This is a genomic window from Bacillus sp. FSL R5-0523, from assembly GCF_037975295.1.
Classification (GTDB): domain Bacteria; phylum Bacillota; class Bacilli; order Bacillales; family Bacillaceae; genus Bacillus; species Bacillus subtilis.
Genome location: NZ_CP150251.1, coordinates 3793754 through 3813820, shown reverse-complemented (window position 1 = coordinate 3813820; position 20067 = coordinate 3793754). Strand labels below are relative to the sequence as shown.

The window sequence follows — 20067 nt, the reverse complement described above, 5'->3', positions numbered from 1 at the left end:
TGGGCCGGCTTTTTTCTTATTTGCTTTCAGTCAGCGCTGCGACTTCGGTCGTCCATCCGAATTCGTCTGCGACAGCGCCTTTTTGAATGCCTGTAATCGTGTCATATAGTTTTTTTGCGATTTCCCCTGTTTCACCGTTGTTGATCGAAAGTGTTTCATCCTGCCAGATCAGCTCGCCGACTGGGGAAATAACAGCTGCTGTACCAGTTCCGAAGGCTTCTTCCAGGATGCCGTCTTTATGGGCTTGGATGACCTCATCGATCGCAATTTTCCGTTCTGAAACTTGAAGGCCCCAATGCTTAAGCAAGGCGATGACTGAATTGCGCGTAATGCCTTCCAGGATGCTTCCGTTCAGCATCGGCGTTACGATTTCACCGTTGATTTTGAAGAAGATGTTCATGCTTCCAACTTCTTCGATGTATTTCTTCTCAATGCCGTCCAGCCAGAGTACTTGAGAAAATCCTTTCTCTTCGGCTACCTGCTGCGCTTTTAAGCTTGAAGCGTAGTTCCCTGCGGTTTTGGCATTTCCTGTTCCGCCTTTTACCGCACGGACAAATTCACTTTCAACAGCGATTTTGACCGGCTTAATGCCTTCTTTGTAATAAGAGCCGACCGGAGAAAGAATGATCAAGAGCTTATACGTATGAGATGCCGCAACACCAAGGAAAGGCTCGGTTGCGATGATGAACGGACGGATGTAAAGGGACGTGCCCTCCGCATTTGGAATCCAGTCTTTATCAATTGCGACAAGCTGCTTTAAGCCTTCAAGAACCTGTTCTTCATCAATTTGCGGGATGCAAAGGCGGTCGTTTGATTGATTCAGGCGTTCCATATTTTTTTCCGGTCTGAAAAGCAGAACATGGTCATCCTCTGACACGTAAGCCTTTAACCCTTCAAACACGGTTTGGCCGTAGTGATAGACCATTGCGGCCGGATCCATTGATAAGGGTTGATAAGGAATGATTCTTGGATCGTACCAACCTTTATCTGCCGCATAGTCCATTACAAACATGTGGTCTGTAAACACTCTTCCGAACGAAAGCTGATTTGGGTCTGGTTTCGGTTTTTTTGTTGATGTCAATTCAACGCGAATCGTTTGTTTAGTCATGGTCAATCTCCCTGCTGTTAAATTGTTTATATTATCAAACTTATTTGAAAATAATTATATTCTATTGTATACCTTCAACAAATAATCGCAATAGGTTTGCTCAAATTTGTAAGAAATTCATATGAAAAAAGCAGGAGAAATTAATTCTCCTGCGTGTTCATATGCTCGAATAACCTGTCATAATCGGCGCGAGTGGCATCCCGAAGACCTTCAACACGTTCATTTGTAATCTCCTGTTTGCCTTCCTTCAAGCCGTCCAAGAAATATTGAACATATTCTTCAGATGAAATGCCCCGGTACGTCAGGCCTTGTTTATCGCGTGATTTTTGGTTTAAGCCCGTGTCCACCATAGGCGGTGCCATTTCAATCACTTCCACGCTCGTGTCGCGGAGCTGGTGTCTGAGCGTAAGCGAGAACGAGTGAAGTGCCGCTTTTGTTGCGCAGTACACCGGATAAACAGCTAACGGGTTAAACGCAAGCCCGGATGTGACCTGAACGATTGCCGCCTCGGGCTGCTTCATCAAATGAGGTGTGAAAAGGGCGGATAAATGGACAGGCGCTTGGAAATTAAGTTCAATTTCATCACCGTCCACAAAAAGCTCCTCTGTCCCTTTTTTAAAGTCAATTTCCTTTTGAATGCCGGCGTTGTTGACGAGAACATTCAAGTTCGGATATTCCTTTAAAGCCCATTCATACAATGCTTCCCGCTGCGAACGGTCTGCAACATCACATTGCTTTGTATGGATGTTTGGGAGCTGCTGCTTCGCTTCTGCAAGACGCGCTTCGCTGCGTCCGCAAATGATAACTTCATTGCCGAGCTCCAGCAGGCGCTTGGCAAGTTCAAGCCCGATGCCAGCAGAACCCCCTGTGATTAAAACCGTATTGCCTGTCATCTTCATTGGATGTAACACCTCTTAATTAAGTTGGCTGTGATTCCTTTACTATTTCAAATCTTAGCAGGAAATATGCAGCCGCGTCCTATGAGATGCTCAGGATGAAGTGACTTTTCCGGTTTTATAAAATTCGTCAATTGCTTTATCGACATACACCCAGCCTTTCCAGCCGATGTGGATGGTGTCTTTCATGAAATACGGGTCATATTCATGCCCTGAGAAATCAGCAACCTGGAAGCCCTTCGCTCTGATTTGTTTATTTACCTTTTTGTAATAGTCAGTGCGTCCTTTTTTCGGGAAGCCCGTGTAATCGTACCATTTCCCGTTAACCGGAATGGTGACAAACATAGGCTCTGCGCCCGCATCCTTCAGGATATCGAGCATCATTTCAAAGTCGCCATATTCCGGTGACACCGCATACGATCTTCCTTTGTTTTTCCCTTTCAGCTTAGGCACTTTCGGCTTCAGCTTTTTATAGACAGGGTTGTCGATGTGAAAATCGTTAGACCCGGAGTGGCGTTTGCCTGATTGATCCGCCAGTTTATTCAATTCAGACCATGACTTATCCTTTACTGACTGCGAGATATAACGCTTTGGCCCGGATGATTCTGTCGTTGAATAATACAGATCTTTCTTTTCCAGCATGCTGTAATACACTTTCGCCGCCGGCTTCAGCGCGTTCACTTTCCACGTCTGGCCGTTTACTATTGCTTTGTACAGCTCAGAAAGAATGGCATCGTTTTGCACAGCCTTGAAGCGCAGCATGCGTTTCATCATTTTCTTTTTAATTTCAGGGTCGATCTGATCGTTAAATGCCAAATCAAGCCCTTGCAGCGCAGAATAGTTCGGCGCGAAATGCTGTTCATCAGACCCGCGCTTAATAAACCATTGCGGAGACACGATGAATACGATTTTTTTGCCCTTCAGCTGATCCATATGGGCAGCGAAGTTTAAAGAATGAATCAATGACTGGGATCCGCCTTTGCCGACAAGGTATGGCGTGAATCCCTCATTGTTTACCTGAAAATAATTAGATGGGTGGAACTCGTCCAGCCGAGAAAGCTCAGAAGACCCGTAAATCGGAAGATATGTCGGATCTTTGAGCATCTGATCTTGTAAATATAGCCCTTGAAACATACTCGGATTCAAGGCTGTTGCTGACTCTTTCACACGCTTATCGGTGATGAAGCCTGTCAGCCATGAAGATGGAATTGCGATGGCGCCTGCGAATAGAATAAACGCCAAAATAATTGGACCGAAAAAACGCTTTTTCATTATTTCAACTCAGACAGCTGATTTACAATGTTGTTAGGTGTATTCCAAACGTCCCGGTCAAATTCAGTGATCGGCACTAAAATATCAAAACGGTTTTCAATCGCAAGCAGCAATTCTACTGTTCCAAAAGAATCAAGCAAACCTTCTTCAAAAATTTCAATATCAGGATTTTCCTTTACGATGTCATCCTGGCAAACCTCTGCTAAAACGTCTAATACCTCTTGTTTAAAATCCATAGCTTTCTAATCTCCTTTAATGGTGGTGATGAAATGGTTTTCCTGAGAAAATGTAAAACCCGAAGCAAACGAAATGGAATGTGATCACAATCGCCAGAATGGTTGTCCAGCGGTTGGATGGCAGCCATTTATATTTCTTATTCCACTTCTCGAAAAAGTTGTAACACGTCATCAGAACGGCGTGATAGAGGCCGTAAATGATATATTGCGGCGCGAGCCCGTGCCAAACCCCCATCAGCATAAACAGCAGGAAATATCCGATGTTTGAGACGGCCATACGGTTTTTGATCCACTTTTTCTTAGTCATCCAAAATACGAATCTCATAAACACATAATCTCTGAACCAAAATGACAGAGACATATGCCAGCGATTCCAGAAATCTTTAATATTTTTACTGATAAACGGTTTATTAAAGTTTTCTGGTGATTTAATGCCCATAATGTAGCTGACCCCGACGGCAAACATCGTGTAGCCGGCGAAATCAAAGAATAAATACATGCTGTAGCCGTACATGTACAGCAGGTTCCCAAGAATCTTATTGTGCGTGATTGCGGGAAGATTCATGATGAAGTACGTATTGATCGCGTAGCCGATAATAAATTTATACAGGAAACCGATGAAGATTTTATGGATTCCCGTATACAGCAGGTCGGCGTATTCTTCTTTCGTCCAAGCCTTCTGTTCATCCTTGACGAACCGGCGGTATCTGTCGATCGGGCCGGAGGAAATCGTCGGGAAAAACAGGATGAAATACAGCAGGCGGTGCAATGGCAGCTGTTCTTTCAGCAGTCCGTCTCTTGCTTCCATAATCAGCTGAACGCCTTTAAAGGTTAAATATGAAATCCCTAAAAAGCTGATCAGGTTATGCGGCGCATGATGCGGCTGCGGGTGCGACAGAAACGGCCATATTTTTGACAGAAATAAAGGCAGAATCGACGCGATAACAGCCCCGCAAAAGACAAAGCCGCTGTTCGCTTTCTGCCGGTATGCCAGATAGCCGCTGATCAGGAGCACCTGCCATATTGTAAACAGGCACAGCGCGATGACCCCGTGTAAGTCGTGCGAAAAAATTAAAGCCAATATAATGATAGATATGAACATGTTGTATGCTTGAAATCTTTTTCCGTTTAAGCCGAGAATGATCGTCGGCAGAAGAAGAATGCCAAGCAGTATAAAGAATAAAAACGAGCTGTAAGGCGTCATACAAGAACCTCTTCGCCAATGCGTTTTCGGTCAATTTTGCCATTAGCCGTCATTTGAATGTGATCCTGATAGATAAATTTTCTCGGGATCATATATGCCGGAAGGGAAGCGGCAAGCTCTTTTTTAATAGCGCTTGTCAGCTGGAATTCCTTCTCGAACCCATGCTCCTCAGGCACAATAGCAGCGATCAGGTACTCAACTGTTCCGTTTGGCTGATAAGGAATCACGACAGCAGAGCGAACGTACTGTGACTGTCTGACATGGAACTCGATTTCTTCCAGCTCCATTCGATAGCCGTGAAGTTTAATCTGAAAATCCAAACGTCCTTGGCAGAAAATCTGACCGTCTTGAATAAAGCCGGCATCGCCAGTTCGGTATGCCCACTGGCCTTCATGAGAGAAAAACGCTTTTTCTGTCAGCTCTGGCTCACCAAGGTAGCCTCGGCTTACACTCGGCCCTGCAATGACGATTTCTCCTTTTTCTCCCTCAGGAAGCGGCTGTCCCTCTTCATCCATAATGAAAATGTTCATATCTGGTTTGGCGAAGCCCACTGGAAGCGATTCGCTGCGGCTGATGACGTCATCCGTAATTTCAACCGATGTGACAGCCACTGTCGCTTCAGTCGGGCCGTACGTATTAAAAATCTTTGCTTTCGGAAAACGCTCAAGCAGCGCTTTTGCCACAGAAACCGGAAGAACCTCTCCGCAAAACATAAATGTGTCCGCATGAGGCAGCAGATCCTGTGAAAAACCCGGATCCATCAGGCACATTTGCACAAAGGAAGGTGTTGATGTCCACACATTCAGTCCGGACTTCTTCAGCTCTTCAAATAAGACTTTCGGCTTGTTCACAGCATCCTTTGTCACGCAATGTAAAGTCCCGCCTGATTGAAGGCACGGATATAGGTCCATGACAGACAAATCAAATGAGAACGGTGCTTGGTTTAAAAATATTTTTCCTCCGCTGACTGGAAAGTCTGCACAAATCCAGTCTGTGAAGCTTTGAAGATTCGCAGCGGAAATCTGCACGCCTTTCGGATTTCCTGTGCTTCCGGAAGTGTAAATGATATAAAACGTTTCGTGTTCTTTGACCCATTGATCTTGGCTGACAGTGCCGCCTTCGTTTTCCAGCAGTTCTTCCGCAGAAACTGTCTGAATCTGCTGGCCGACTGCATCAATTGAGAGTCCTGCTGCATGGATTAGCAATTCTGCTCCAGAGCTTTCGATAATTTTCGCAATCCGTTCGGACGGAATAGAAAGGTCAACCGGAATATAAGGATGTCCCGCTTTGACACTTCCCAAGAAGGAAACGATCATGTGCGGCTCCATGTGGCCGTACACAAGGATAGGAGATTTCTTTTCCCCAGAAATGCGTTTTTGGATCGCGGCAGCCGCGCGGTCAGACTGCTCCCATAATTCCTGATACGTGAGCGACTGGCCTTGAGAGCGGAAGGCATCGGTTTGCGGATAAGTTTCCGCATGTGTTTGAATAGCATGTAAAAGTTTCATAGTTATTCTCTCTCCAATTAGAAATCGTTATAAATATATGAACCGGTATTCGCGGTGTGAAAACCATACATAAAAAACAAAACAAGCAGTATCATCAAATAAAAGCCTGTATGACATGTCCACTTGACAGCGGGTTTTTCATACAGCTGTTTCATTAATTGCAGCATATCAAAAATTCCCTTCCCGTTTTTTCGACAATCACATGATTATTTGACGATCAGATGCTCAAAAAGTTTCATTTTTTCCCTAATCTCCCTCAAATTAATATATCGGCGTATGTTTTTGAAAATGAATCTTTATACCTGCAAGGGCAAGAATGGAATGTTTCGAGCTGATTCATAATAAAGGAAAAGATAGCTGGAGTCAAAAGATCTTTTTAACTTTTAAAAAGTGTAATGTACTTAAAAAAATTTTTCTGTACCTGTTCGTTCAAGTGAAAGCAGAAACCTAATGAAATCAGGGCGAGAAGCGTATAATAAGAAAGAAAACGCCTTCTTGCGGTATCTTGTGAAATAAGGGAGAAGTCATTATGATAGATAAGGAAGCAAAAGGAGTTTTTTATTAAGCTGCCGGCTGAAAAAAAGTAAGCCTTTTAATAGAAAGGAAGAGGAAGATGAACCAAACAAATAAGGGTGAGGGTCAGACAGCGCCGCAAAAAGAAAGCATGGGGCAGATCCTTTGGCAGTTAACCCGTCCTCATACGTTAACCGCATCGTTTGTGCCTGTGCTGCTCGGAACCGTTTTGGCGATGTTTTATGTGAAGGTTGATCTGCTGCTGTTTTTGGCTATGCTGTTTTCTTGCCTATGGATCCAGATCGCGACGAACTTATTTAATGAATACTATGATTTTAAACGCGGGTTAGATACAGCAGAATCAGTCGGAATCGGAGGGGCCATTGTACGCCACGGAATGAAGCCTAAAACGATTTTGCAATTAGCTCTGGCCTCATACGGGATTGCCATTTTGCTCGGTGTCTATATTTGTGCAAGCAGCAGCTGGTGGCTTGCGCTGATCGGCCTTGTCGGCATGGCGATCGGCTACCTGTATACAGGCGGGCCGCTGCCGATTGCGTACACGCCGTTCGGTGAATTATTCTCAGGCATTTGCATGGGTTCGGTGTTTGTGCTGATTTCGTTTTTCATTCAGACAGATATGATCAACACGCAAAGCATTTTGATTTCCATCCCGATTGCGATTCTTGTCGGCGCGATTAACCTGTCGAACAACATTCGTGATATTGAAGAGGACAAAAAAGGCGGACGCAAAACATTGGCGATTTTGATGGGGCATAAGGGAGCTGTTACTCTGTTAGCTGCGTCGTTTGCCGTCGCTTATATCTGGGTTGTCGGCTTGGTTATTACCGGTGCCGCAAGCCCATGGCTGTTTGTCGTCTTTTTAAGCGTGCCTAAGCCGGTTCAGGCAGTGAAGGGCTTCGTCCAAAAAGAAATGCCGATGAATATGATTGTCGCAATGAAATCAACAGCCCAAACAAATACATTTTTCGGATTCCTGCTCTCGATCGGATTATTGATCAGCTACTTCCGATAATAAAAAAGACCGCTCGTTTGGTCTTACCCCTGTCAAGTAGACAGCCATAAAAAGCCTAAGCAACCAGTGTGTTACGGTATTCTACCGGAGCACACTGGTTTAATTTTTTCTGGAATCGTTCGTGATTATAGAACTGGATGTAATCTTTAATGCTTTTGTGGAGCTCTTTTTCAGTTTGGCATGAAGAAAAGTATGTATTCTCTGTTTTGAGGTGCGAGAAAAATGATTCGATACAGGCGTTATCCAGGCAGTTTCCCTTACGGGAATGGCTGCCCTTCAAACCAACGGTTTCAAGTCGCTTTTGATATGCTTTTGTTGTGTATTGGAATCCTTGATCAGAGTGGAGAATGGCCCCTTGGACATCCCGTTGAGTTGTTAAACTTTCCACTGTTTTCATCACCAGTTCAAGATCATTTCGCTTTGACAGTTTCCATGCGACAACCTCATTGTTGTAAAGATCTTGTACTGCAGAAAGATAATAGAATCGTTGTCCGCAAGCAATATAGGTAATATCGGTTACATATAACTGATTAGGCTGATTGGTTTGAAATTCTCGGTTAAGCCGGTTTGGCAGGACAACCGATGCCTTTCTTCCAAAATAACGACGCTTTTTTCGAATAATCGAGTGGATGTTCATCTCTCTCATCAATCTGTAAACACGCTTATGGTTGACGCAGAAACCTTCTTTCTTTAAAGCGACAGTAATCCGAGGATAGCCATAGAAAGGGCGTGAATGATGAATCGCCATGATGTGCTCTTTTATGATCTGATCTCTCTGTTGCCTTGCCATTCGAAACCTTTGAGCCTTGCGCCATTTATAGTACCCTGACCGTGACACTTTGGCGATACATACCAGCCACGTAATCGGATAACGGTCCTTCAATTCGTGAACAGCTTCAAATCGTGCTGCCTTCAAAATCCGTCCTCCCCATGCAGATTTGGATAGCGCTTTTTTAGGTATTCGACCTGTGCCTTTAAATAATCTCGTTCTTCCTCAACACTTTTAAACGTTGTTTTAGGGCGTCCAATAAAAGGATTGTCTGACTTTGTATCTTTTCCCCTTTGATCATCAAAAGACTTGCCTTCCCGATATGTTTTCACCCAATTTTTGAGCTGGGTTGAACTTCGAAGCCCTAATTCTTCAGCTAACGTGTTATAGCTTTTGTTTCCTTCCTCGTACATTTTGACAGCTTTCATCTTAAATTCTTTCGTATAGTTTTGAAAGTGTTGCCCTTTTCTCGCCATAAAAAATCCCCTCCACGTATAGTGTAACAGCCACTTTTGAAAAGCGGGCTTTTTACACTGTCTACTTAGAGGGGATAATATCAGTTTCGTGCGGTCTTTTTTTGTTACAATCGACCGCATTTTGTAAAAAAATTCATAGAACCTTGCAGCAGACAGGGACGTCTAGTACATGGACAGCGGATAAAGTTCCGTTAAAGGAGATGACGAACATGGATTTATCTGTAACACATATGGACGATTTAAAAACAGTAATGGAAGATTGGAAAAATGAATTATTAGTTTATAAATTTGCGCTAGATGCGCTTGATACAAAGTTTTCAATTATCAGCCAGGAATATAACCTCATTCACGGACACAACCCGATTGAACATACAAAATCCCGTGTCAAAAGCTTTGAAAGCATCGTGAATAAGTTAATGAGAAAGGGCTGTGAGATTACGACGAAGGAAATGAAGGAGCATATTCACGACATTGCCGGCGTGCGCATCATCTGTTCCTTTATTTCTGACATTTATAATGTCGTGAATGTGTTGAAGCAGCATGAAGATTTGAGAATCGTAAAGGTAAAGGATTATATCCAGACACCCAAACCGAATGGCTATCGAAGCCTGCATTTAATCATTGAGATGCCTGTGAATTTAACGAACCGTGTGGAATACGTCAAAGCAGAAATTCAAATCCGGACAATCGCGATGGATTTCTGGGCGAGCCTTGAACATAAAATTTATTATAAATTGAACAATGACGTTCCTAAGCAATTAACAGATGAGCTGAAAGAAGCCGCGGAGATTGCCCATTACCTAGATGAGAAAATGCTGGGGATTAAGAAAGAAGTGGATTAGAAAAGACGGCACCCAAGTGCCGTCTTTTTTTATTTGATATCTTCAAAAATGTCAGATGCTTTCGTCTTCATTTGTTTCTTAATGGTTTTCGGTTTCTTCTCTTTTTTCACAGCCTCATAGACTGCGGCTGTCACAAGATCGCCTGCTTGCTGGAGGCGTTCTTTGCTGATATGTTCGATCGAGTCTTCAGGGGTATGATACCACGGCTCAACTTCTTCTGTTTCCGGGTCTCCCCAAATAAAGTTGGCGGAATCAATGCCGGCTTCGTGGAATGGCACATGATCAGATGATCCTCCCTGTGTCAGAGACAGGCTGTCAAACCCAATTTTTTCAGCAGCCGTACGGCTGGATTCCCAAACATAGTTAGATTGGCCATCCAATGTGTTGACATACAGCTCAGACGCTTTTTCCCAGCTTGTGCCTACCATATCTAAGTTGAAGTTCACTTCGCTTCGTTTCAGCTCTTTTTCCGATAGATGATCTACATAGTGAGAGGAGCCGAGCAGGCCGAGCTCTTCGGCGCCGAAAGCGATAAAGCGGATTTCTTTATCAGATGGAACGCTTTTTAAGACACGCGCCATCTCCAGCATAACAGAGGTTCCTGAGCCGTTGTCATTTGCTCCGGGTGAAAAAGGAACACTGTCGTAATGGGCCGTCACGTACACAATGTCTGGATGTTTGATGTTCTTTGGTTTTTTAATTCCGATGATGTTCTGAGAGGTTTGGTTTGTGAATGCTTTTAGTTTTAAGGTGGCTTCTTTTTGCTGGGTAAGTGCTTCGCCGTCTTCTTTCTTAATGCCGACGACCGGAATGCCGACTTTATTTCCCGACAGGTTTGGCGTCATAGGCACGAGGCTTTCTTTGTTGTTATAAATGATGACAGCTTTCGCTCCGGCGGCTTCGGCATTTTTGGCTTTCTCGTAATAAGTCAGGTCTCCTCTGGAAATTAAGGCGATTTTGCCCTTGGCGTCAGCGGTAAAGTCCTTTTGATAGCCCAATCCCGCATTGTAAAGCGGGGCCGTCAGCCCTTGTTCTTCAGTCGGAGCTGAACCGGACGCCGCTTGGAGAAGAATATCGCGTCCTGCTGAAGACAGTGTTCCCTCAAGTCGGTCAGGAATGTTGAATCGTTGAACCTTCACATCAAGCTTTAATTTTCTCAAGGATGAGGCGATCAATAGGGCACTCTTTTTTTCAGATGCAGTTCCGGCTATTCTGGGGCCGATTGCTTCACTTAGCTGAGAAATGGTAGAGTACGCATGCTTTGCTTTGAATGGAAGCTCGCGCTCGCTATTTGATATTTGTACAGCGTGCGCGGCAGGGGTGACACTCTGTGCCGGCAAGAGCAGTGTGCCGGCAGTTAAAACAGCCATCGTCATGACAGTCAAAAGCTTTTTCATCAAAAATAAACCTCCCCTAAATGTATGGTTGGGGAATATTTCGGGATGCTAAAGGAGTTTCCTGCAAGATGGAGAGCGTTTTTGAAAAGACAGTGCTTTATACCTGCAAAAAAACGCTTATGAATGAAGGGGCATAAGCGTTTCGGAATATCAAACTATTGGAGCTTTAAAAACTTGCGTTTGCCGACTTGGATGATCATATTCTCTCTTATCTCTGCTTTGGCGTGAACATCTGTTATTTTCTCTCCGTCGATGCGGACACCGCCGTTTTGAATCATGCGGCGCGCCTCGCTCTTCGAAGAGAGGAGTTCCAGCTTGACGAGCAGATCAATCATCGCTATCGTTTTTTCGCCTTTCCAGTTTACGGCCGGTATATCTTCCGGCAGGCTGTTTTCCTGAAAGACTGTTTTAAACGAGTGTTCGGCAGCTTCTGCTGCTTTCTCTCCGTGATACATTCGGACGATTGTTTTGGCTAAAAGCATTTTGGCATCACGCGGATGAACGGCGCCGGTTTCTAAGTCTTTCACGAGCTGTTTTTTCTCTTCAAGCTCTAAGTCTGTAGCCAAATGGATGTATTTTTTCATCAGGCTGTCGGGCAGTGACATCGTTTTTCCGTACATGTCGTTTGGATGTTCGTTAATGCCAATGTAGTTGTGTTTCGACTTCGACATTTTCTCGACGCCATCCAAGCCTTCCAAGAGCGGCATCAGGATGACGACTTGTTTTTCTTTGTTGTATCGTTCTTGGAAATGCCGTCCCATGAGGACATTGAAATGCTGATCCGTTCCGCCTAATTCAATATCACTTTCGAGAACGACAGAATCATATCCCTGCATCAATGGGTAAAAGAATTCATGCAGTGAGATTGGTTTTTGCATGGCGATGCGTTCTTCAAAGTCGTCGCGCTCCATCAGGCGGGATACCGTTATTTTCCCTGCTAATTCAATGACATCTTCCAGATTCAATGTTTTCAGCCATTTTGAGTTATAGTGAAGCTCGACTTTTTCTGGATCAAGCACTTTTCCGAATTGCTCAAAGTAGGTTTTGGCATTGTGCTGAACTTCTTCATCAGTCAGTTGCTTTCTGGCTGCCGATTTTCCGGTCGGATCCCCGATTTTTCCTGTGAAATCCCCAATTAACAGCTGGACAATGTGGCCGTTTTCTTGAAATTGGCAAAGCTTATTTAACACAACCGTATGGCCCAAATGTACATCCGGTGCAGACGGATCTAATCCGAGCTTAATTTTAAGCGGCGTGCCCGTGGAAATTGATTTCACGAGCTTTGCCTTTAATTCCTCCGGCGGTATGACTTCGTGGGCGCCTGTCATGTATAGCTGTAGCTGTCTTTCTACCTCTTTTTGCTGTGCTGCTGTGAGCTGCTCAAATGTTTTCATCATTCTTCCTCCTTTTTACAAACACAAAAAGAGCCCATCCCGATAAGGGACGTGGCTCAATGCACGCGGTACCACCCTGGTTGAAGACATCGTCTTCCGCTCATTCGAATAACGGTTTCCCGTTCTTTGCTACTTTTAAGGTTCACAAAGAAAGCTCGGGGAGGTAATTCACGTTTGCTGTGTGCCGGCTCGCACCTTCCGCCGGCTCTCTGAAACAGGGAGACAAACCGCTACTGGATTCCCGTTAAAGCTTATGTTGTATGAAGATTGTCAGCTACCTTTCTAAGCAGCCCTGTCAATATTTTCTGTTCGTCCTTCGTCATTCCCGCAATGAGCTCTGTTTCCCCTTTGTGAAACTCCGGGTAGAGTTCTTCGATCGCTTGTTTGCCGGAATCGGTGATTGAGACAAACACGAGTCGCCGATCTCTTGTGTCGATGCTTTTACGGCAAAAACTCTTTTTTTCGAGCGTTTTGATCACGTTGCTTGCTGTAGCTGTAGATATCCCTGACAGCTCAGCGATTTTTCTCGTTTCGAGCGCTCCCCATACCCATAGATCATAAAGAATGGAGAAAGCGGTCCAAGAAAGGTTATAGGAAGAAAGAACCTCAGTCTCCATTTTGACACGGAGCCTTTGTGCAGACCGATACAGATTCGTAGCGATCGAAATGGCTTCTAGGTTGAGTGACTCGACGGGCATTTGTTTGAGCTTAGAAAGTGTATCGTGTTCTTCCTTCCGAAGCTGCTGATGTTGATGTGAACGTTCCATTTTTTAGGCCTGCCTTAAATTATCAGAATCATTAGCTATGAAACGAATTGTAACAGAGTCTGATGTGAACTTCAAGCCCATATATCGGTTGAATAAAAAAAGCCCAAACAACGCCAAAATAAACAAAAAACCGCAAACGGGGGTGCAGTTTTGCAAAAATATGTTCAATCCGTCTATAAGCATGATCCGTTTCATCTGTTTTCGACAGAGCATGTAGTGACGTTAGCGATTATCGCCCTTTTGGCCATTCTGTTGTTTTTGTTCAAAGATGAGGTCAAGCAGCCGAGGGCCCGCCGGTTTTTGCGTTCTCTGTTTGTGTTTCTTTTACTTGGTTCGCAAATCGGCTATCAAATATGGATGGTCGCCACGGGCAGGTGGTCGGTGCGCACTTCATTGCCTCTCCAGCTTAGTGACCTGTCGGTGTATTTGTCAGCTATTATGTTAGTGACAAAAAGCAGAAAGCTGTTTGTATTTTTGTTTTTTGTCGGCATCGGCAGTTCGATTCAGGCTCTTGCCACTCCTGACCTCGGTATGTTTTCATTTCCTCATATCCGATATATCCTCTTTTTTATTTCTCACGGATCTGTGTTTTTATCCTGTCTGCTGATCGCTGTGATTGGCACCTACAGAATGGGCCAGCGCTCATTATGGGTGACAGTCCTGCTTGTTAATGTGTACGGCGTCTGTATTTTTCTGATTGATCGCTGGCTTGGCGCGAATTATATGTATTTGACGAAAAAACCGGGCGGATCCTCTCTCTTAGATGTTCTCGGGCCATGGCCGTGGTATATCGTCTCGGCTGAAGCCATCACAATCGCAAGCTTTTTCATTCTTTATTGGCTTTATCGCATCTTCAAAAAATGACACCTTTTTTGTTGTATCACACATTCTGTTTAAAAAAATGTCGGAGAACGTGTTTATTTTTTTGAAAAAGGGTATGTAACTTGTACAACAAAAAGGGAGATGAATACCATTGAGGAAAGATGAAATCATGCATATCGTATCATGCGCAGATGATAATTATGCTCGTCATTTAGGTGGGATGTTCGTTTCTTTATTGACTAACATGGATCAGGAGAGAGAGGCAAAATTATACGTCATTGATGGCGGAATTAAGCCTGATAACAAAAAAAGACTGGAAGAAACCACTTTGAAATTCGGAGTGCCGATTGAGTTTTTAGAAGTGGATACCAACATGTATGAACATGCGGTAGAGAGCAGCCATATTACAAAAGCCGCGTATTACCGCATTTCGATTCCCGACTTAATTAAGGATGAAAGCATCAAACGAATGATTTACATCGATTGTGATGCGCTTGTCCTAGAGGATATTTCTAAGCTATGGGACTTAGACATTGCGCCATACACCGTAGCCGCTGTTGAGGATGCGGGGCAACATGAACGCCTGAAAGAAATGAACGTCACTGATACAGGGAAGTATTTTAACTCAGGCATCATGATTATTGATTTTGACTCCTGGAGAAAGCAAAACATCACAGAAAAAGTCATCAACTTTATCAATGAACACCCAGACGAAGACTTTCTTGTGCTGCATGACCAAGATGCACTGAATGCGATCTTGTATGATCAGTGGTATGAACTTCATCCGCGCTGGAACGCTCAAACCTATATCATGTTAAAGCTGAAAACCCCACCGACTCTGTTAGGGCGGAAGCAATATAATGAAACGAGAGAAAACCCGGCAATCGTGCACTTCTGCGGCGGAGAAAAGCCTTGGAACTCCAATACGAAACATCCGTATCGCGATGAGTATTTCCATTACATGTCCTATACGAAGTGGAATACGATTCGGAATCCGGCGATCAACCAATAAATCAGATAAAAAAAACGCTTTTGAGATGATCAAAAGCGTTTTTTATTTGCCTCAGCGTGCGACTGACCGTTGGTAGAACCGCTGAATATGCATGGCGATGTAGCACAATTCTTTTTCAGGAAACTCAAAGCCGTATTCCTTCTTCACAAAGGTGCCGATGCTTAGGGCACACAGGAAGGCATCCTTAAACTTCTCTTTAATGATGTCGATCATTTCTGCGTCCAGCTCGTAAATGGATTCGCCTGCTTTGATATGCTGAATGGCAAAGCGGAGATGGGTCACGAGCCGTTCATAAGAGATGGTATCTTCAACGATATTAATAGACAGTTGAATTTCGATAATCTCGATAATATCACGGATCATTGTTGTAATATCAAGCGTTTGTGTCATATCGCCGGCATTGTTTCTTGCTGTGTGGATATGCATGGCGATATTGCCGATTTCATCATCAGGAATCAGAATCCCCAGTTTATCTTTAATCAGTGTTCTGGCCCATAAGCCGATCTGGAACTCCTTTGGATAAAGGACTTTGATTTCATTCAGCAGCGGATTTTTGATAACCATCCCATTGCTCAGGCGTTCAATCGCAAAAGAAAGATGGTCTGAAAAAGCGACATGAATGCGCTCGTTGATTTTGATGTTCAGCTCTTTTTCGGCATGAGAGATAATTTGCTCAGAAATCTGAATGTGGTCTTCAGGCAATGTTTCTAAAATCTCTTCGAACTGCTTATAGTCAGGTGTATCTTTTCTGATAAAGGTTTTTTCTATTTTTGACGGATCGACAATATCATTCTTCTTTTTGTTAAACGCAATTCCTGCACCCAAGAGAATCTTCTCTTCATTTTGATCCTTTACGACGATAGCATTATGATTTAAGATTCTTTTAATTTTCATAGCTTTTTTGTCCTTTCATCCCCCGTTTTATGAATGAAAACGAATAAATCCAGTTATTCTGTCTCTTCTTTAAACCCGAGAAACAATGTAGCTATAAAAGCAGAGACGGCTGCGATCAAGAAACCGATCATATAATGAACAAAATTCGCGGCGCCAAACGGCAGCACAATTGAAATCATCGGAATGCCTGTCAGTCCGTAGGAATTTGCCACAACTTGTACCGCAACCACGTATGCTCCGCCAATAGCACCGCCGATGGCTGCTCCGATAAAGGGACGGATCAATTTGAGATTTACCCCGAATACAATCGGCTCAACAATGCCTAAAAACGCGGTCAGAGAAGCGGGGAGCGCAATTTTCTTCAGGCTTGATTGTTTCGTTTTGAGGAATACCGCAAGCCCCGCTCCGCCTTGGGCCACATTCGCCATCGACCATATCGGCACTAAAAAGTTGACACCGACATGCGGATTAGCAAGCAGCGTTGCCTCAATTGCATAAAAGCTATGATGCAATCCAGATAGGACGATGGTGGAGTAGATGCCGCCGAAAAGCGCTCCGGCGGCAATGCCGGCGTGATCATAGATATAGACGATCGATTGTGTCATGATCTGGCCGATGATGGACGCGGCGGGATTCATCACAATCAGCGCGAGGCACCCTGTCACCATGACCGTGATAAAGGGAATGATCACGACATCAAGCGACTTCGGCACAATCGATTTTAATAGCTTCTCAATTTTGCTCATGACAAAAACAGAGAGAAGAATCGGTATCATGGAACCCTGATAGCCCATCATCGGGATATGAAGCCCCCATATATCTAAAGAAGACGGGGTTTTGCTGCCGAGCATAGACGGGTCCAGCAAATCAGGATGCGTCAAAAGCCCTGCAATCACTGCCCCTAGGTATGGGTTGCTGCCAAATTGCCGTGCAGCACTGAAGCCGACTAAAATCGGCAGTAAAATAAAGGCTGTGCTGGACACGAGGTCGAGCATTTTAATCCATGGGCTGCCGGCAGCGAACCAATGAAACACCTTAATCATGCCGATCAGCCCCATGAGCAGGCCGCTTGCTGTTATTGCCGGAATAATCGGCACAAAAATATCGGACAGTGTTTTCGCAAAAGCTGCGGCAGGGTTCAGCTTCCGGCTGGCTTTTTTCTGGTGGACAGGCTCTTCAGAAGGCGCGGTCTCCCATACATGAACGACTTCTTTATATATTTTGTTGACGACGCCTGCTCCGAAGATAATCTGGAAAAGCCCATAGCGGAAAAAGGTGCCCTGCACACCTTGCAGGTTCTCAATGGCATGTATATCAATTTTCGTCTCGTCCTTTACATCAAAACGAAGACGGGTCGTACAATGGCTGATGCTGATAATATTGTTTTTTCCTCCTGCGAGCAACAGTAATTCTTTTGCAATCTCTTTATGCAAGCAATCAAAACCTCCTTTGCTGAAGAAAAGTCGGCTTGTTCATCGTATCAAATGAAAAGTTGACAATCAAAATGAAAAAAGTGAGAAATACCGGCTGAAAATGACAAAAATGCCCGCGTCGACGACGGAGCATGAGAATAGGGGTTGTCCAAGGCGCCGTTATGAGTCCAACACGAAAAGAAGAGTTAAAATGCCCTGCTTTTTAGGCACTAATACTCCCTTTGCATCATTGGGTCTTGCCTGCCTGCCCAGTCACAATCCCGCCATATGTGGTGATAACTGTAATAACGTTCATTTTATGCTGTTCATGGCTCTATAGCAATAGTATGAAAAGCCTGTGTAATGGATGGGAAAAAGGTTGTGTGCGATGTTCTTAGAATGTAAAAAACCTTTAAGACCTGGAATGCAAGTCTTAAAGGTTTTTGGTTATTTTTTCGGTTTGACGGCGTTCAGCCGTTTTTGCAGCTTTGTTTTTTCATTGGATGCTTTTAATTGATTCACTGCAGACTGAGCGGATGTCTTCGATTTCTTTGTTTTGTCTTTTTCCGCTTTCTTCACTTTTGCCTTGGCAGTTTCGACTTTTTTTGCTTCAGCCGCCGCCACCTTTTTCTTCACTTTGTCTAACCGTTTTTGCAATGCCGTTTTGTCCTTGCCTGCTTGAAGCTGATTGACGGCTGATTGTGCTTTTGCCGCATTTGCATCAGTTGATTTCTTTTCAGCCGCAGATACGGATTGCTGTGCCGTCTTCAAATTGGTGCTCTTCACTTTGTTAAGGCGTTTCTGCAGGGACGTTTTTTCTGAACTTGCAGGCAGCTTGCCAATTGCTGATTGTGCGCTGTCCACATCTGTTTTCTTTTTGCTTTTTTCCGCTTTCGCAACTTTGTCTTTCGCTTGCTTTGACGCGATGTAGCGTTTTACTTGGTCTAAGCGTTTTTGAAGGTTCTTTTTGTCTGTTCCGTTCGGCAGCTTGTTGATGGCAGTTTGTGCTGTAGCAACGGTTTGCTGTGTTTTATATTTTTCTGCCTTTGCGACTTTGTCTTTCGCATCTTTTACATTTCTGTATGACTGTACTTTATCCAGTCTTTTTTGCAGGGCAGTTTTGGCGTCGGAGCCCGGCAGCTGGCTAACGAGTTCTCGCGCTTTGTTGATATCGGTTTGTGCTTTTGTTTGTTCCGCTTTTTTCACAGCTTGCTCTGCTGCCGCGTACGCTGAATCTGTTGCCTGTGCTTTATATTGGATTAAGCCGTAGCCAAATTGCTGATCGCGGCCTGCGGTACCAAGATCAACGATGTTTTTCCGCATTTCCTCGCGAAGCTGGACGTTTGTCTCGGCAGGATCACGCTGTTTTAACAAGGCAAACATGGCTGCGGCGTGCGGTGTCGCTTGGGATGTTCCGCTTCCTGTTGCATAATACTGGTTTAAGTAAGTGCTTGTGATGTTTGTCCCCGGTGCTGAAAATTCAACTTCATCTCCAGTTGTTGAAAAGGAGGCAAGCTGATTCTTTTCGTTTGTTGCTGAAACCGCAACGACACTGCTGTATGCCGCCGGATAATTCACTGGCTTGCCGTTTCCGTCGTTACCGCTTGCGGCAACAAGCAGAACGCCTTGTTCATATGCTTTGTTCACGGCGTCATGAAGGATTTTGCTGTCTGACGTCGTGCCAAGGCTCATATTGACGATGTCCATCCCGTTTGCGATCGACCAGTCAATTCCTTGGAGAAGACTTTGAAGATCCCCCGAGCCGTTCTGATCAAGCGCTTTAACCGCGTATATTTGTGCTTCCGGTGCGATGCCGTCAATTCCGTAGCCGTTATGCTTGGCTCCGATAATCCCTGCGACATGTGTTCCGTGGCCGTTATCATCTTTGTAAGAAGAGGTATAACTGACAGCTGAATACCCGCCGGCAATCGACAGGTCATCGTGGGGGGAGATCCCGCTGTCAATGACGGCAATTTTGATATTCTTTCCTGTCAGTCCTGCCTTCCAAGCCTGCTTCACCTGAATGGGCTCAAGGTTCCATTGCTCAAAGTTGTCAGAGGTGTCAGTGCCGTCTGCCAGCACTTTGAAATCCGTGCTGTCTGCTGCGGTAAATGATACGTTGTTTTCTACATACAAAATATCAGGATCCTGCTTTAATTCTTTTACTGTCTCCTGATCTGCTGTGACCGCTACTGCGGGAAGATGCTTATACTGCTTTTCAACATCAGCATCGCTGTCCAGGATGGTTTCCTTTCCGGCCTTGTTTTTATAAACCACAATGACCTCTTTCTCGCTGCTGTTTTGCGCATGAGCGAGAGGGCCTATGGCGAGAAAACTGAAAAACAGAGTGACTGATACAACAAGTTTGCAAGACATGTTTTTCATGATTCATCTCCTTACTCTATGATGTTTGATATATATATCGGAGAAAAAAAGGAGATTAATAGTAAGAAGGAAAAAATTTTTCATGGGCAGGGTTGTTTAGCAAAATACAGATTTTTTCCGCATG

19 protein-coding genes and 1 other annotated feature are annotated in these 20067 nt (G+C 44.4%); of the genes, 5 read left to right on the top strand and 14 right to left on the bottom strand.

Going from position 1 to position 20067, the window contains the following annotated elements; all coding sequences use genetic code 11:
• Window positions 1-16: 16 nt before the first annotated feature.
• From NYE53_RS19515 to NYE53_RS19485, 7 genes are all read right to left on the bottom strand, one after another.
• Window positions 17-1108 (bottom strand): branched-chain amino acid aminotransferase, encoded by a 1092-nt coding sequence (locus NYE53_RS19515; protein WP_003244231.1) that lies wholly within the window; start codon window positions 1106-1108, stop codon window positions 17-19.
• Window positions 1109-1248: 140 nt separating this feature from the next.
• Window positions 1249-2007 carry an SDR family oxidoreductase gene (locus tag NYE53_RS19510; RefSeq protein ID WP_029726191.1) on the bottom strand — a complete coding sequence of 253 codons (759 nt, stop codon included), beginning with the start codon at window positions 2005-2007 and terminating at the stop codon, window positions 1249-1251.
• Window positions 2008-2097: 90 nt separating this feature from the next.
• On the bottom strand, window positions 2098-3276 hold the full coding sequence (gene dltD, locus NYE53_RS19505; RefSeq protein ID WP_339246329.1) for a D-alanyl-lipoteichoic acid biosynthesis protein DltD: 1179 nt from the start codon (window positions 3274-3276) through the stop codon (window positions 2098-2100).
• Complete coding sequence (dltC, locus tag NYE53_RS19500; protein WP_003227325.1) at window positions 3276-3512, bottom strand: D-alanine--poly(phosphoribitol) ligase subunit DltC; 237 nt, start codon at window positions 3510-3512, stop codon at window positions 3276-3278. Before dltC ends, dltD begins: the two co-directional genes overlap by 1 nt.
• A 16-nt stretch (window positions 3513-3528) precedes the next feature.
• The gene (gene dltB / locus NYE53_RS19495) at window positions 3529-4716 is read right to left on the bottom strand and encodes a D-alanyl-lipoteichoic acid biosynthesis protein DltB (RefSeq protein ID WP_049140909.1); all 1188 of its coding nucleotides are present in this window, start codon (window positions 4714-4716) and stop codon (window positions 3529-3531) included.
• The gene (gene dltA, locus NYE53_RS19490) at window positions 4713-6224 is read right to left on the bottom strand and encodes a D-alanine--poly(phosphoribitol) ligase subunit DltA (protein ID WP_339246327.1); all 1512 of its coding nucleotides are present in this window, start codon (window positions 6222-6224) and stop codon (window positions 4713-4715) included. The genes dltB and dltA overlap by 4 nt, the downstream gene beginning before the upstream one ends.
• Window positions 6225-6241: 17 nt before the next feature.
• On the bottom strand, window positions 6242-6391 hold the full coding sequence (locus NYE53_RS19485) for a teichoic acid D-Ala incorporation-associated protein DltX (RefSeq protein WP_003227330.1): 150 nt from the start codon (window positions 6389-6391) through the stop codon (window positions 6242-6244).
• A gap of 149 nt (window positions 6392-6540) precedes the next feature.
• Between NYE53_RS19485 and NYE53_RS19480 the strand changes: the two genes are divergently transcribed.
• Window positions 6541-6675: a hypothetical protein gene (locus tag NYE53_RS19480; protein WP_021480955.1), complete on the top strand. Its 135-nt coding sequence runs from the start codon at window positions 6541-6543 to the stop codon at window positions 6673-6675.
• 162 nt (window positions 6676-6837) lie between these two features.
• The gene (locus NYE53_RS19475; protein WP_015250916.1) at window positions 6838-7773 is read left to right on the top strand and encodes a 1,4-dihydroxy-2-naphthoate polyprenyltransferase; all 936 of its coding nucleotides are present in this window, start codon (window positions 6838-6840) and stop codon (window positions 7771-7773) included.
• Window positions 7774-7828: 55 nt separating this feature from the next.
• Here NYE53_RS19475 and NYE53_RS19470 read toward each other — a convergent pair.
• A protein-coding gene (locus NYE53_RS19470; RefSeq protein WP_339245518.1) for an IS3 family transposase occupies window positions 7829-9018 on the bottom strand; the annotation gives its coding sequence in 2 pieces (ribosomal slippage) (window positions 7829-8718 and window positions 8718-9018; 1191 coding nt in all).
• A gap of 209 nt (window positions 9019-9227) precedes the next feature.
• Between NYE53_RS19470 and ywaC the strand changes: the two genes are divergently transcribed.
• Complete coding sequence (ywaC, locus tag NYE53_RS19465) at window positions 9228-9860, top strand: GTP pyrophosphokinase YwaC (protein ID WP_003244564.1); 633 nt, start codon at window positions 9228-9230, stop codon at window positions 9858-9860.
• A 29-nt stretch (window positions 9861-9889) separates the two neighbouring features.
• Here the strand turns inward: ywaC and ywaD are convergent, their stop codons facing one another.
• From ywaD to ywaE, 3 genes are all read right to left on the bottom strand, one after another.
• Window positions 9890-11257: an aminopeptidase YwaD gene (gene ywaD, locus NYE53_RS19460; protein WP_339246324.1), complete on the bottom strand. Its 1368-nt coding sequence runs from the start codon at window positions 11255-11257 to the stop codon at window positions 9890-9892.
• Between the two features lie 155 nt (window positions 11258-11412).
• Window positions 11413-12654, bottom strand: a complete 1242-nt coding sequence (gene tyrS, locus NYE53_RS19455; RefSeq protein ID WP_339246322.1) for a tyrosine--tRNA ligase — start codon at window positions 12652-12654, stop codon at window positions 11413-11415.
• Window positions 12655-12693: 39 nt separating this feature from the next.
• Window positions 12694-12908: a binding site (T-box leader), on the bottom strand.
• Window positions 12903-13418 (bottom strand): tyrZ transcriptional regulator YwaE, encoded by a 516-nt coding sequence (gene ywaE, locus NYE53_RS19450; RefSeq protein WP_003227345.1) that lies wholly within the window; start codon window positions 13416-13418, stop codon window positions 12903-12905. Its footprint overlaps the feature before it by 6 nt.
• A gap of 150 nt (window positions 13419-13568) precedes the next feature.
• Here ywaE and NYE53_RS19445 point away from each other — a divergent pair, with 150 nt between their 5' ends.
• Both NYE53_RS19445 and NYE53_RS19440 read left to right on the top strand, forming a co-directional pair.
• Window positions 13569-14282, top strand: coding sequence for a TIGR02206 family membrane protein (locus tag NYE53_RS19445; protein ID WP_339246318.1), 714 nt, complete (start codon window positions 13569-13571; stop codon window positions 14280-14282).
• Window positions 14283-14391: 109 nt separating this feature from the next.
• Window positions 14392-15252, top strand: coding sequence for a glycosyltransferase family 8 protein (locus NYE53_RS19440; protein ID WP_339246315.1), 861 nt, complete (start codon window positions 14392-14394; stop codon window positions 15250-15252).
• A gap of 51 nt (window positions 15253-15303) precedes the next feature.
• Here the strand turns inward: NYE53_RS19440 and sacY are convergent, their stop codons facing one another.
• From sacY to epr, 3 genes are all read right to left on the bottom strand, one after another.
• Entirely contained in the window at window positions 15304-16146 is an 843-nt protein-coding gene (gene sacY / locus NYE53_RS19435) for a transcription antiterminator SacY (RefSeq protein ID WP_100505966.1), read from the bottom strand.
• A 53-nt stretch (window positions 16147-16199) separates the two neighbouring features.
• Window positions 16200-17579, bottom strand: coding sequence for a SacY negative regulator SacX (sacX, locus tag NYE53_RS19430; RefSeq protein ID WP_003243800.1), 1380 nt, complete (start codon window positions 17577-17579; stop codon window positions 16200-16202).
• Window positions 17580-18005: 426 nt separating this feature from the next.
• The gene (gene epr / locus NYE53_RS19425; protein WP_339246309.1) at window positions 18006-19943 is read right to left on the bottom strand and encodes a minor protease Epr; all 1938 of its coding nucleotides are present in this window, start codon (window positions 19941-19943) and stop codon (window positions 18006-18008) included.
• Between the last annotated feature and the right edge of the window lie 124 nt (window positions 19944-20067).